Source organism: Vulcanibacillus modesticaldus, from assembly GCF_001730235.1.
Taxonomy (GTDB): Bacteria; Bacillota; Bacilli; order Tepidibacillales; family Tepidibacillaceae; genus Vulcanibacillus; species Vulcanibacillus modesticaldus.
In genome coordinates this window covers 1-13,429 of record NZ_MIJF01000021.1, presented here as the reverse complement: position 1 = coordinate 13,429, position 13,429 = coordinate 1, and the positions used below count along the sequence as shown (strand labels likewise).

General features: G+C 34.3%; 16 protein-coding genes. All 16 read left to right on the top strand.

What is annotated here, in order from left to right:
* Window positions 1–9: 9 nt before the first annotated feature.
* Window positions 10–900, top strand: a complete 891-nt coding sequence (gene flgL, locus BHF71_RS05270; protein ID WP_069656623.1) for a flagellar hook-associated protein FlgL — start codon at window positions 10–12, stop codon at window positions 898–900.
* Between the two features lie 9 nt (window positions 901–909).
* Window positions 910–1,479, top strand: a complete 570-nt coding sequence (locus BHF71_RS05265) for a DUF6470 family protein (RefSeq protein WP_084024264.1) — start codon at window positions 910–912, stop codon at window positions 1,477–1,479.
* Window positions 1,480–1,812: 333 nt separating this feature from the next.
* Window positions 1,813–2,262 carry a flagellar assembly protein FliW gene (fliW, locus tag BHF71_RS05260; RefSeq protein ID WP_069656622.1) on the top strand — a complete coding sequence of 150 codons (450 nt, stop codon included), beginning with the start codon at window positions 1,813–1,815 and terminating at the stop codon, window positions 2,260–2,262.
* Window position 2,263: 1 nt separating this feature from the next.
* Complete coding sequence (gene csrA, locus BHF71_RS05255) at window positions 2,264–2,497, top strand: carbon storage regulator CsrA (RefSeq protein WP_069656621.1); 234 nt, start codon at window positions 2,264–2,266, stop codon at window positions 2,495–2,497.
* A gap of 190 nt (window positions 2,498–2,687) precedes the next feature.
* The gene (locus BHF71_RS12475) at window positions 2,688–4,241 is read left to right on the top strand and encodes a flagellin N-terminal helical domain-containing protein (protein WP_069656620.1); all 1,554 of its coding nucleotides are present in this window, start codon (window positions 2,688–2,690) and stop codon (window positions 4,239–4,241) included.
* Between the two features lie 138 nt (window positions 4,242–4,379).
* Complete coding sequence (gene flaG, locus BHF71_RS05245) at window positions 4,380–4,742, top strand: flagellar protein FlaG (protein ID WP_245683826.1); 363 nt, start codon at window positions 4,380–4,382, stop codon at window positions 4,740–4,742.
* 13 nt (window positions 4,743–4,755) lie between these two features.
* Entirely contained in the window at window positions 4,756–6,333 is a 1,578-nt protein-coding gene (locus BHF71_RS05240) for a flagellar hook-associated protein 2 (protein WP_245683825.1), read from the top strand.
* Between the two features lie 22 nt (window positions 6,334–6,355).
* On the top strand, window positions 6,356–6,751 hold the full coding sequence (fliS, locus tag BHF71_RS05235; RefSeq protein ID WP_069656619.1) for a flagellar export chaperone FliS: 396 nt from the start codon (window positions 6,356–6,358) through the stop codon (window positions 6,749–6,751).
* 4 nt (window positions 6,752–6,755) lie between these two features.
* Entirely contained in the window at window positions 6,756–7,100 is a 345-nt protein-coding gene (gene fliT, locus BHF71_RS05230) for a flagellar protein FliT (protein WP_069656618.1), read from the top strand.
* 41 nt (window positions 7,101–7,141) lie between these two features.
* Window positions 7,142–7,579, top strand: coding sequence for a DUF8042 domain-containing protein (locus tag BHF71_RS05225; protein WP_069656617.1), 438 nt, complete (start codon window positions 7,142–7,144; stop codon window positions 7,577–7,579).
* 315 nt (window positions 7,580–7,894) lie between these two features.
* Complete coding sequence (locus BHF71_RS05220) at window positions 7,895–8,686, top strand: basic amino acid ABC transporter substrate-binding protein (protein WP_069656616.1); 792 nt, start codon at window positions 7,895–7,897, stop codon at window positions 8,684–8,686.
* A 70-nt stretch (window positions 8,687–8,756) separates the two neighbouring features.
* Window positions 8,757–9,437: an amino acid ABC transporter permease gene (locus BHF71_RS05215; RefSeq protein ID WP_069656615.1), complete on the top strand. Its 681-nt coding sequence runs from the start codon at window positions 8,757–8,759 to the stop codon at window positions 9,435–9,437.
* A complete protein-coding gene (locus BHF71_RS05210) occupies window positions 9,434–10,156 on the top strand; it encodes an amino acid ABC transporter ATP-binding protein (protein ID WP_069656614.1) in 723 nt (240 codons plus the stop codon). Before BHF71_RS05215 ends, BHF71_RS05210 begins: the two co-directional genes overlap by 4 nt.
* A gap of 183 nt (window positions 10,157–10,339) precedes the next feature.
* Window positions 10,340–12,451 carry a heavy metal translocating P-type ATPase gene (locus tag BHF71_RS05205; protein WP_069656613.1) on the top strand — a complete coding sequence of 704 codons (2,112 nt, stop codon included), beginning with the start codon at window positions 10,340–10,342 and terminating at the stop codon, window positions 12,449–12,451.
* 125 nt (window positions 12,452–12,576) lie between these two features.
* Window positions 12,577–13,122, top strand: coding sequence for a ribosome hibernation-promoting factor, HPF/YfiA family (hpf, locus tag BHF71_RS05200; RefSeq protein ID WP_069656612.1), 546 nt, complete (start codon window positions 12,577–12,579; stop codon window positions 13,120–13,122).
* Window positions 13,123–13,270: 148 nt separating this feature from the next.
* Window positions 13,271–13,429, top strand: a 159-nt coding sequence (locus BHF71_RS11495) for a transposase (protein ID WP_084024202.1), incomplete at its 3' end; no start/stop codon positions are given.

The window sequence follows — 13,429 nt, the reverse complement described above, 5'->3', positions numbered from 1 at the left end:
GGTGAGAATATGAGAGTTACCCAAGGAATGTTAAATACACAAATGATGCGCAATCTCAATAATAATCTTTCCCGCTTGAAAAAAATCCAAGATCAACTTTCTACGGGAAGAAATATCAATCAACCTTCGGATGATCCAGTTGGAATAAGTTTTGCTTTAAGATACCGTAATGCATTGGCTGCCAATGAACAATATATCCGAAATGTGGATTCTGCTAGATCATGGGTTGATTACACAGAAAGCATTATAAGTGAAACTAATGATGTTTTGCAACGTGCAAGGGAGTTGGCTGTTCAAGGAGCTAATGGAACGAACTCAGATCAGTCAAGGGATTCAATCGCCGCGGAGATTGAGCAACTTTATGATCATTTAGTCAGCCTTGGCAATAGCCAATTCAATGGTAAATATATATTTAATGGGCAGATGACTGATATTAAACCTTATGATAGTGCCAATGCTAAGGATGCTACTCCTCATAAAGGTAACATTGAATTTGAGGTAGGCGTGGGAATTACAATTCCTGTGAATGTTTCAGGTGCTGATCTATTCGGTGAAGCAAGTGACTCGACCAATGTTTTTCGTGTCATGGAGAATTTGAAGAATGCTCTTTATAGTAATGATCAGGACGGAATAAATCAAGCATTAAGTGATATTGATACTAGACTTGATTTAATACAAACTAGATTTGCAGAAATTGGTGCTAGGTCTAATCGGATTGAATTAATTTCCAAACGTTTAGAAAGTGAGAGCATCAATTTGACTCAGTTATTATCTAAGACTGAAGATGCAGATATGGCTGAATTGATGATTAACATTAAGACGGAAGAGAATATTTATCAGGCATCTTTATCTACTGGAGCAAGGATAATTCAACCCAGTCTGATTGACTTTTTAAGGTAGTGGGGATAGATGATTAAGATTCCTCAAATCCAGATCAGACAAACCTATGCAAAGACTGGTATCAATAGTGCTCCTGCAAAGTTACAGATAGAGCAACCAAAAGCAGATATCAGTTTGAAACAAGAACAAGTTAAAGCAAAGATTCAGTACAATCTACCTAAAATTCAAATCGATCAAAGCAGGGCTTGGAGTGCTTTAGGAAAAGTTCCTTCGTTAGAATTAACGGCAAGAATAAATAGTAATTTACGTAATGTTGTAATGGATACTATTGCTAAGATCGCTCAAAAAGGGGATCGAATGGCAAAAATTCATATTAAACAAGATCCAATACCAGAATTTGCGATGGAAAATTCAATAGATTTGGTAGGATTAAATTATGAAGATCCTGCGTCAATTGATAATGTAGATATTTCTGTCCAGGAAGGTACTTTAGATATTCAGTTTAGTGGCGGTACAGTTAAGACAGAGGTTAGACCAAATAAACCAATAATAAATTATATTCCCGGCAAGCTTGAAGTATATTTACAACAAAAAAATGGGATAGAAATCTATGTGCCTAAGATAGATTTGAATATTTAAAGTGTCCAATTGAAAGTAATAAATGCTATAGTATAATGCTATAGCTTATTTTTTTAACTACTGTTTTTTTATTTTTGGGGGGAAGTCAGAAGTGGTATTTTGTAACGTGCTCACCTTGTTCGTTTCACTCCCAAAAGCCGCACTTATACAAAAATACCACTTATACAATGCCACTTATGTAAAATACAATCTTTTATCAAAGAAATAGGTATAAAAATATAATATTTAATCAACGCAAAGTAAAAAAATTGTATTTTGCAACGTGCTCACCTTATCCGTTTTACTCCCAAAAGTCGCACTTATGCAAAATGCAATCTTTAAGGAGGAAACCTTATGAAGAAATTAAAGAATACACGTTTTGGTGAGATAGATTATAAGGATGAAGATATCATAGTTTTTGAGAATGGTATTCCTGGTTTTGAAGATGAAAAGGAGTTCATCATTATTCCAATGGAGAAAGACGGGCAATTATCAGTTCTCCAATCTATTAAAACGCCTGTACTATCATTTATTATCGCTAATCCATTTGTCTTTTTTCATGATTATGAATTTGAGATAGATGAGCAAACAAAAGCCGAACTGTCTATTGAGAAAATTGAAAATGTAACTGTTTGGGGTATTCTAACGATATCGGAAGATTTTCAGAAGTCGACAATTAATTTAAAAGCTCCTTTAATTATCAATTTGAAGTCAAAGAAAGGTAAACAATTAATTCTTGATCGACAAAATTATTTGACAAAGACTCCTTTATTTCCTCATTTAAACAAAGAAGGAGGAAAATAAGATGTTAATTTTAAGCCGTAAAAAAAATCAATCGATAATTTTAGGAAATGATATCGAAATTACTGTCGTTGCCATCGAAGGTGATCAAGTTAAAATCGGTATTAATGCTCCAAAACATGTCGAAATTCTTCGTAAAGAGATTTATTTGTCGATTCAAGAGGAAAATAAACGTGCCGCTAATCAATCGATATCAATTGACACTCTACAAAAAATAATAATGAAAAAAGCAGATTAATAGATAAGTTTGATAGAATATTAAAGAAAATAGAGTATTTTCGAGATGAATTACTAGAATATCGGAGAAATTGGTAGATAATAAATATATATTTTATACGATATATAATTACAAAGGGAGCTTCATGGCGGCCGAATGAACTCTCGATACCACAAGGATGTGGAATAAGTAACTCAAGGAGGAATTAATAATGAGAATTAATAATAACATTATGGCGATGAATACTTATCGTCGATTAGGAATTGGAAACGATATGGTTGCAAAGTCCATGGAGAAATTATCATCAGGATTAAGAATTAACAGAGCTGGTGATGATGCTGCAGGATTAGCAATCTCTGAAAAAATGAGAGCGCAAATTAGAGGTTTATCTCAAGCATCAAGAAATGCTCAAGATGGTATTTCTTTAGTACAAACTGCTGAAGGTGCTTTACAAGAAACACAATCAATTCTTCAAAGAATGAGAGAATTAGCAGTTCAAGCAGCAAACGATACGTTAACTGACGATGATAGAGGTGCTATTCAAAACGAAATTGACCAATTAGTTGATGAAATTGACCGTATTTCAAGTACAACAGAATTTAACGCTAAAAAGTTATTGAATGGTGAAGCATCTGGTGTCAAAATTACAAGTGGAACTGGAGTAGCTGCTGCTCGATTAACAGGTACTAATAGTTATGAAGGTTCATTAAGTGTAAATGTTGATACTGCAGCTGCTGCACAAATTCAAACTTCAGCAAGTTCATTAAAAGCTGATGGTGCCACTACTGTTAACTATACAGCAGTTAATGGAACGGCTACATTAGCTTCAGTATTTGATGCGGGTGGTAATACAGCTTTCGGAGGAGACGAGTCTTTAACAATTAGTCAAAATGGAAAGACTGTAACTGTATCATTATCAGGTTCTGATACATTTAATCAAGTGGTTCAAAAGTTAAATCAAGCCTTTGCAGATGAAGGGATGGCTATTTCAGCATCTTTTAGTAGTGCTAATGCTGATGACGGTTTAATATTGACTGCAACTAAAGCTGGTACTGATTATGATATAACTGTAACTGAGAACAATTTTGATAATAGTGCAACTTTTGGATTTGGAACTGGGGGTACTTTAGGTAATGCTTCAGCAGATGCTGTAATTACTTTACAAGATACAGTTACTGGAACAGATAGTGCCAATATTACAGTTTCAGGAGATACTTTAACTATAACTACTGCTGATCCTAACTTGAATTTAAATAATCTTGAATTAGAATTAACACAAGCTGCATTAACTGCCACTGGAGATGGTAAAGCTATTATTGAGGTAGGTAAAGGCGGAGTTAGCATGCAAATCGGTGCTAACGAAGGGCAAACAATAGCTGTTAACATCAACGATATGTCTGCTAGCAAACTAGGAATTAATAGCGATGTTTCAACTACATTTGCTAATATCAGTGCTTTAAAAAATACTGGTGTTTCAACAGTATCGAATGCTAGTAAAGCAATTACTTTAATTGATAAAGCTATTTCTAACGTATCTGATGAAAGAGCAAAACTTGGTGCTGTTCAAAACAGACTAGAATATTCAATCAGAAACTTAGATACATCAGCTGAAAACTTACAAGCTGCTGAATCTCGAGTTCGTGATGTAGATATGGCTAAGGAAATGATGGAATTCACTAAGAATAACATCTTACAACAGGCAGCAACTGCTATGCTTGCTCAAGCTAACCAAGCTCCTCAAGGTGTACTTCAATTATTAAGATAATAGCACAAGTATTTTTGAGACCCTGGTATCATCTGGGGTCTCTTTTATTTTATATTTTTTTAAATTACTTAAAAAAAAGAATCAAATAGCCGATAAATATAGTAAAGAAAAGTTTCGTGATAAAAGGGAGGATGTGTTGTGAGAATAGATAATTTTATAACCCCAAACCCAGCAACGATGGCGGTGGATCGTACTCAAGATAAAATTGATATACCTATTAAATCAAATCAAACTTCTACTAATGAAGAGATGGAACAAAGGCAAGCACAACAAATTTCTAAAGAAAAATTAGAGAAGACAATTGAAGGTATGAATCAATTTATCAAACCTTCACAAACTTCGCTAAAATTTCAACTCCATGAAAAACTTAATGAGTATTTTGTACAAATTGTAGATTCTAAGACAAATGAGGTAATTAAGGAAATTCCATCAAAAAAATTTTTAGATATGTATGCTACGATGATGGAAGCCATTGGTTTGTTAGTAGACCAAAGGATATAGGTGGTGATTTATTATGGTGATGAGAATTGGTGGTTTTGCTTCGGGATTAGATATCGACAGTATAGTTAATGATTTGATGAAGGCAGAACGCATTCCTTTGGATAAGATGAAGCAGGATAAGCAAATATTAGAATGGCAACGTGATGATTATCGTGAAATGAACTCATTGCTTAATGAACTAGACGAATTTATTTTTGATGGAATATATATGCAAGGTTCATTTACCAAAAAAATAATCACCAGTTCTAATGAAAATGCTGTATCAGCAAAGAATATTAATTCCATTTCTGATGTGTACGCTTCGATACGTGTAGACCAACTTGCTGAGGCAGCTTACATAAATAGTGCTGCTGATATCCGCGCAAACACTGCTTTTGATCCTAATGGAAATTTAGTAGATGAAGCGGCAAATTTAGTTGACTTTAACACTAGTTATACTTCATTTACTATCCAAGCAATTCAAGCTGATGGAACATTGGGTAGTGCTATATCTTTCACCATCGATCCCAATACTGAAAGTCTTAATGATGTTATTAATAAAATTAATAATTCTAATGCAGGTGTCAATATTTTTTATGACCAACAAACTGGGCGTATTTCAATGACTGCAAAAAATACAGGTGATGTATCTGGACAGCCCGAGATAATAATTACAGGGGATTTTTTAACGAAAACATTGGGCTTAGCATCTGACAACGTTGTTGCTGGAGCAAATGGTAACTTAGGCAAAAATGCTAAATTTAATATTAATGGTATCGATACAGAGAGACCATCCAATACTTTTATCATCAATGGATTTGAATATACTTTGAAACAAGTCACAGATGATGGAGATAGTATCACAGAGCCGGGAGAATTGGTCACAATAAATTCTACCACTGATACCGATCAGATTGTTGATACTATCGTTAAATTCGTAGATAAATATAATGAGATAATTGAGAAGATAAATGATAAACTATCTGAAGAGCGCTACCGAGATTATCCACCATTAACTGATGATCAAAAAAAGGAATTATCCGATAATGAAATTGAACTGTGGGAAGAAAAAGCAAAAAGTGGATTGTTACGTAACGATTCCTTATTGTCGAATGGATTAAATCAGATGCGAACCACTTTGTATACCCCGGTACAAGGAATTAATACTAAATATGATCAGCTTTCAGAAATAGGGATAACTACATCCAGTAACTACCTTGATAAGGGTAAATTAATCATTGATGAAAATAAATTACGTCAAGCAATTCAAGATGATGCTTTGGCCGTCTATGACCTTTTCAATAAAGAGGTTAAGGATGCCAGTGGTAATTTGGTATACGACCAAAGTGGGATAGCTAGAAGGCTTAGGGATGTGATCGACCAAACGATAACAAATGTGGAGGCTAGAGCCGGTAATAGTCTTAAAACCAATGCTCAGTTTACCATTGGACGTAATTTAGATCGCATTAATAAGGATATAGCAGATTTTGAAACACGTCTCATTGAATTGGAGGATAAGTATTGGAGGCAATTCACTGAAATGGAAAAGGCGATTAATCGTTATAATTCCCAATTTGGTGCTCTCATGTCTCAATTAGGACAAGGACAATAATCAATCTCAAAGGAGGGGTTAGATGGCATTGAATAATCCGTATCAAACTTATCAGCAAAACACTGTAGCGACGGCATCCCCAGGAGAGCTTACCTTAATGCTATATAATGGATGTATCAAATTCATTAAACAAGCAAAAAAGGCAATTGATGATAAGAAGATTGAAGAAAAAAACACCAATATTCAAAAAGCACAAAATATTATTCGAGAATTGATGGTTACATTAAATATGGATTATCAAATATCCCACCAAATGATGCAGTTATATGATTATATGTTAAATCGTTTGGTGGAGGCTAATATTAAAAATGATATAGTTATTTTGGATGAAGTAGAAGGGTTTGTAGTCGAATTTAGAGATACATGGAAACAAGTAATAGTAAAAGATCGTCAGATGAAGTTCGGACAAGGTGAATAAACCGATGAGCGTGGTTAAGCAACTTTATCATATTACAAAAGAGTTATATCAAACTCTGCAAGATGTTCCAAAAGAAGAAAAAAGAGATGAATATATAAATACTATTAATCATTTTCTGGATAAACGGGAAAAATTAATTCAATCCCTACCCAAAGAATTTAGTATTGAAGATAAGCGTTTTAGTGAAAAACTAATTGAATTACATCCGGAGATCGATGCAGCCCTTAAGAAATTTTTGAGTGAAATAGAGAATGACTTAAAAAAAGTTAGACAAAGAAAGCTGATACACAACAAGTATAACCAGCAAACGGTTTATGGAGACGGAATCTTTTTTGACAAAAGAAAATAAAATGGTTTTGCAATGACACAATTTTAAAGGAGCGGGTAATAATGGGGCATAATCACGATAGTAAAGATAATGATCATTACTACGATAATACTATTTTGCAAGATAACCAATACGTTTTTTTAAGACATTATGCCCAAATGCTAGAGACATTGGATAGTGGAGTTCTTTACATACTAACTCGAATTAAAGATGAAAATACTTTTGATCTACCGATGTTTCAAGATGTAATAGAGGCATTAAAGGCGATTCAAAACGCCAATATCTTATCATCTAATCTGATGAAAACCGTTGACAAGGATGCATATAATATCATTCTTTCCTTTGAAGAAATGGCACCCATATTTGAAGAAGTAGTTAAATATCAACAGGAAGAAGATGTCGATAAACTAGTTAATATCTTGGTAAATGATTTATTTCCAAAATACCTTGCTTGGTCAACAAACGTTAATGAAGCCCTAACAAAATATCTTCAAAATTAAGAACAGATAGAAACAGATAGAAATGATTCTATCTGTTTTTCTTTTTTTCCACATGGGAACCTATATTCTTGTTAAAAATGTTAACAAATGACTGTTGATAATGTGGATAACTTTGTGAATAACTATTATAATGGGATTTTTAATGTGGAGAAATATGTGGAATATTGATTTTTGTTGTCGAGAAATGGTAAACATTAACGTTGATAAGATTAAAAGAAAAAGATATTGATTATTTATGCATATTAAAGTATAATTATACGCATGAACTTATAAAAATACATTATTTCTTATAAAAACACAGGGGAGGACAAACAAATGGGAAAAGGATTAAAGATAGGATTATTGGCACTTATCTTGATTGGTACAAGTTTTGTATTAATAGCTTGTGGAAATCAAAATTTATCAGTAGAAAAAGTAGATGATGGTGAACAGATTTACATCCTAGGTACGGATGCTACTTATCCTCCATTTGAAAATCTTGAAGATGGTGAAATAGTAGGTTTTGATATTGATATTGTAAAGGCAGTTGCTGAAGAAGCTGGTATCAAAATCGAAGTAAAAAATACTGGATGGGATCCGTTATTTGAAGGCATAAACCGTGAACAGATTGATGCGGGTATTGCTGCGATTACGATCACAGAAAAAAGAAAACAAAGCTACGACTTCACATCACCTTATTTTGAAGCATCTCAGTTGATTATTGTACCTAATGATTCTGATGTTAATTCCTTAAAGGATCTAGAAGGTAAGAAGATAGGAGTTCAAACAGCTACTACAGGGGATTTTATAGTTCAAGAAGCCTTTGGAAAGACATATCAGGGACTAAAGGGTTATGATGATATTTTAGCAGCATTAGATGATTTACAATTGGGACGAATTGATGCGGTAGTAGCAGATAATGTAGTTTTATTAGAATATTTAAAAGTATTGAAGAATGACAGCTTTAAATTGGTTAGTGATGATTCTTTCGAAAAAGAATACTATGGTATAATCGTAAAAAAGGGCAATGATGAGTTATTAGAAAAGCTTAATGAAGGATTAAGTAAAATTAAAGATAATGGAAAATATGATGAGATCTATCGCAAATATTTTGCAGAGTTAAATTAATATTTTTTGATTGGTTAGTCCGTTTGCGTAGCAGTTATGCTACGCATTTTTAAAGATTGGAGTGAGTTTTTTGGAAGGATTTATTGAAAATTTGAATGTTGTTTTGGAATACAAAGAACTTTTTATAAGAGGTTTTTTCAATACGATATTATTGACGAGTTCCGGAGTATTATTTGGTTTGATTTTGGGTTTATTTCTTGGATTAGGTAAGTTATCCGAGAAGGCATTGCTTCGAATACCAGCAAAGATCTATGTGGATATATTTCGTGGAACTCCGTTATTCGTCCAAATACTGTTGATCCATTTTGCTTTAATTCCAACAATTTTTGAGGGAATTGGGAAGACTGTACCTGGTCCGCTTGTATCAGGGATTGTGGCATTGTCTCTCAACTCTGGTGCCTATATTGCTGAAATTTTTAGAGCTGGAATCCAGTCTATTGACCGTGGCCAAATGGAAGCTGCAAGATCTCTTGGGATGACTTATAAACAAGCGATGCGAAACGTTATAATTCCCCAAGCATTTAAACGAATGCTACCGCCTTTAGGAAACGAATTTATCGCTTTATTAAAGGATTCTTCACTACTGGCAATTATTGCTGTTAATGAATTGGCATATGCAGGTTTTATCACAGCTAAGAGCACATTTATAAGATGGGGACCTTATACTACAGTTGCGCTATTGTACTTTGTCTTAACCATGGTATTTTCCCAACTTGTTACTTATTTAGAAAGGAGATTTAGCACAGAATGATTAGATTAGAGAATCTTCATAAAAGTTTTGGTGACCTTAAAGTGCTTAAAGGAATATCACTACAAGTACAAGAAAAAGAAGTAGTATGTATAATTGGACCATCTGGGTCAGGGAAAAGTACTTTATTGCGTTGTATAAATCTCCTTGAAAATGTTCAAAGTGGTACAGTTATTGTCAATAATATCGATTTAACAGATAAAAGCACAGACATCAATGCGGTACGTACTGAAGTAGGTATGGTGTTTCAAAATTTCAACCTTTTTCCGCATAAGACTGTCTTAGAAAATATTACATTAGCACCAATTAAAGTTCGCAAGTGGTCACAAGAGCAAGCTGAAGAAAAAGCGTTAACGCTCCTAGCTAAGGTAGGTTTGGCTGATAAAGCAAATGTTTATCCTGATTCATTGTCTGGTGGTCAAAAACAGCGGGTGGCTATCGCTCGAGCACTGGCAATGGAGCCGAAGGTCATGTTGTTTGACGAACCAACTTCGGCACTTGATCCCGAAATGGTTGGTGAAGTGCTTGAGGTAATGAAACAACTTGCTGATGAAGGGATGACTATGGTTATCGTGACCCATGAAATGGGCTTTGCACGTGAAGTTAGTGATCGTGTCATTTTTATGGATGAAGGGTATATTATCGAGGAAAATGTTCCGGAAAAGTTATTTTCCTCACCACAAAATCCGCGAACACAATCATTTTTAAGTAAAATTTTATAAAATACCTTTATTAAACCTCACCGACGACTCTAATATTGGTGAGGTTTAATGATTAATAGGCTGCTCCAAGAATAATTATAGGCAGTAAATGTAAAAATAAGCTTTAGCCAGATTGAAGTTATCATTATAATAAAGATAAATTTATTAACAATTTCAAATTTAATTAAGGAAGGGGTAATAGCAATGGGAAAAACTGATGAAAATCATCACAATCATCATAGTCATCAAGATCATCAAGACCATCAAATTCATGACAACCACGAATCACAGCTTCATAACGGACATGGTAACTATCAAGAACATTCAGGGCATAATGATAAAGCTGATGGTGGCCATGCAAATCATGGGCATGGAGACCATGAAGAAATGATAAGCGATTTTAAAAGACGCTTTTATATTTCATTAGCAATAACAATACCAATCCTCATTCTATCACCTATGATCCAAGATTTTTTAGGCTTTAGATTGCAATTTTTTGGCGATATTTACCTCTTATTTATTCTTTCTACTTTTGTTTTCTTTTATGGCGGATGGCCATTTTTAAAAGGTTCTGTAGATGAATTGCGTAAAAAAATTCCGGGGATGATGACCCTAATCTCATTGGCGATTATTGTAGCATATGTGTATAGTTCTTCAACAGTGTTTGGTTTGTCGGGAAAAAACTTCTTTTGGGAACTGGCTACGTTAATTGATATAATGCTCCTTGGTCATTGGTTAGAGATGCGTTCGATTATGGGAGCTTCTCGAGCTCTTGAAGAGTTAGTCAAAATGATGCCATCTGAGGCACATTTAATTACTGAAAATGGTGAAGTTAAGGATGTACCTGTCTCCGAATTAAAAGAGGGGGACCAAGTGCTGGTAAAGCCAGGGGAAAAAGTTCCTGTTGATGGTATTATCATTAAAGGCGTTTCCTCTATCGATGAATCGATGTTAACCGGTGAGTCGGTTCCAGTTGAAAAAACAAAGGATGATAAAGTTATTGGTGGTTCGATTAATGGTGAAGGCGCCTTAACAATTGAGGTAGAGAAGACTGGTGAAGCTAGTTACTTGTCTCAAGTTATTAAGTTAGTTAAAGAAGCTCAGGAGACAAAATCACGCACCCAAGATTTATCTAATCGTGCCGCAAAGTGGCTGTTTTATATCGCATTAGCTGCTGGTTTTGGAACACTAATTATTTGGTTATTGTTAGGTAAGAGTTTTGCTTTCGCATTAGAGAGAATGGTAACTGTAATGATTATTGCTTGTCCTCATGCTCTAGGACTAGCGGCTCCATTAGTAATCGCTATTTCAACGGCAATCTCAGCGAAAAAAGGATTGTTAATTCGTAACCGAGCAAGTTTTGAAGGTGCGAGAAAACTAGATGCGATCGTGTTTGATAAAACTGGTACATTAACTGAAGGAAAATTTGGAATTACAGACATCATTGTAAATGAAGGTTATGAAGAAAATGAGCTACTAATGCTAGCAGGATCATTAGAAGCTCAATCACAGCACCCAATTGCTAAAGGAATTGTTGATGGAGCTCAAGAGCGGAATATTTCTTTAAGTGAACCAGAAACATTTGAATCACTAACCGGTAAAGGACTTCATGGGGTCATTGCTGGTAAAGATATTATGATTGTAAGTCCGGGGTATATGAAAGAAAATAACATTGAATATCCACATGAGGAATATAAAAAACTGTCTAATCAAGGCAAAACTGTGGTATTTGTGTTAGTAGATAATCAATTAGGTGGTATGATTGCGTTGGCGGATAAAGTTCGTGAGAGCGCTGGACGAGCAATCGAAAAGTTAAAGAAGATGAATATAAAATCGATCATGTTAACTGGTGATAATCGCCAAGTTGCGGAATGGGTTGGGAAACAGCTAAATATTGATGAAATTTATGCTGAGGTTTTACCTCATGAAAAATCGGATAAAATTAAAGAAATTAAGAGTAAAGGTCTTAGGGTTGCTATGACTGGTGATGGAGTTAATGATGCTCCAGCATTAGCAAATGCTGATTTAGGAATCGCTATCGGTGCTGGTACAGATGTTGCTATGGAAACTGCCGATGTTATTTTAGTAAAAAGTAATCCTGAAGATGTAGTATCAATTATCGAACTCTCTAGAGCTACATATCGGAAAATGATTCAAAATCTATGGTGGGCAGCGGGATACAATATTTTTGCAATTCCGTTAGCTGCAGGTATTTTATACAAACTCGGTGTTGTTTTAACTCCAGCAATCGGTGCAATCTTAATGTCTTTAAGCACAATAATTGTGGCGATTAATGCCAAATTACTTAAGGCTTAAGAAAATGGTAAATCCCCTCGTTTTGAGGGGTTTTTTAAATTGTTTTTTCGGTTAAGTGTCGTTAAAAGAAGGATTTTTTAAATGAAAAGGGAAATAAATATATATATATGAAAGGAGGAGTTGACATGAATTTTAATATTCGTGGAGAAAACATTGAAGTCACAAATGCGTTAAGGGAATACGTTGAAAAAAAAGTGGGTCGCATTGAGAAATATTTTGATACTCCGCCTACCTCTGATGTAAAAGTAACGATGAAGGTTGTTAAAGACGTTCACAGTGTTGAAGTAACAATCCTGCTCCCTGGGGTTGTATTAAGAGGAGAGGAATCTAATGAAGACATGTATGCGGCAATTGATTTAGTTGTCGAAAAGATTGAACGTCAAATCAGAAAGCATAAAACTAAAATTAACCGTAAATTTAGACAAGAGGGAAGTCTTAAAACTTTATTTAAGGAAGAGCCTAATAATAAAAATGAAGATGAAGAAGATGATATTAAAGTTGTCAAGACAAAGCGTTTTAATATAAAGCCAATGGACGTAGAAGAGGCTATTTTACAAATGGATATGTTAGGACATTCTTTCTTCGTTTTCTCAAACTCTGAGACTGAAGAGATGAATGTGGTGTATAAACGTAAAGATGGTCGTTATGGCTTGATCGAGCCAGAATTCTAAAACTTATAGGATAACCAAAATACAGATACGTAAACCAGACAGAGAAAACTCTGTCTGGTCAGCTTGTAGACAAAGTCTTTATTTAGACAAATCTACAAGCTTTTTTTGTATAATAGGTATGTAATAAATATCTTGTGAGGGGAGAAATATGTTAACAAAGCGTAAGGAAGATGTGAGAACTCAAGTTGAATTAGTATCAATAGAAGATTTAGTACCAGAGGATCATCTAGTGAGGAAAATAGATCAAGCAATTGACTTTAGCTTTATATACGATTTGGTTAAAGATACCTATTCTTTAGATAACGGC

Coding starts and splice junctions, on each gene's coding strand:
- BHF71_RS05265 (WP_084024264.1), top strand. CDS start 910: ATGATTAAGATTCCTCAAATCCAGATCAGACAAACCTATGCAAAGACT.
- csrA (WP_069656621.1), top strand. CDS start 2,264: ATGTTAATTTTAAGCCGTAAAAAAAATCAATCGATAATTTTAGGAAAT.
- BHF71_RS05240 (WP_245683825.1), top strand. CDS start 4,756: ATGGTGATGAGAATTGGTGGTTTTGCTTCGGGATTAGATATCGACAGT.
- BHF71_RS05210 (WP_069656614.1), top strand. CDS start 9,434: ATGATTAGATTAGAGAATCTTCATAAAAGTTTTGGTGACCTTAAAGTG.
- BHF71_RS05205 (WP_069656613.1), top strand. CDS start 10,340: ATGGGAAAAACTGATGAAAATCATCACAATCATCATAGTCATCAAGAT.
- flgL (WP_069656623.1), top strand. CDS start 10: ATGAGAGTTACCCAAGGAATGTTAAATACACAAATGATGCGCAATCTC.
- BHF71_RS05225 (WP_069656617.1), top strand. CDS start 7,142: ATGGGGCATAATCACGATAGTAAAGATAATGATCATTACTACGATAAT.
- fliT (WP_069656618.1), top strand. CDS start 6,756: ATGAGCGTGGTTAAGCAACTTTATCATATTACAAAAGAGTTATATCAA.
- fliS (WP_069656619.1), top strand. CDS start 6,356: ATGGCATTGAATAATCCGTATCAAACTTATCAGCAAAACACTGTAGCG.
- BHF71_RS12475 (WP_069656620.1), top strand. CDS start 2,688: ATGAGAATTAATAATAACATTATGGCGATGAATACTTATCGTCGATTA.
- hpf (WP_069656612.1), top strand. CDS start 12,577: ATGAATTTTAATATTCGTGGAGAAAACATTGAAGTCACAAATGCGTTA.
- BHF71_RS05220 (WP_069656616.1), top strand. CDS start 7,895: ATGGGAAAAGGATTAAAGATAGGATTATTGGCACTTATCTTGATTGGT.
- fliW (WP_069656622.1), top strand. CDS start 1,813: ATGAAGAAATTAAAGAATACACGTTTTGGTGAGATAGATTATAAGGAT.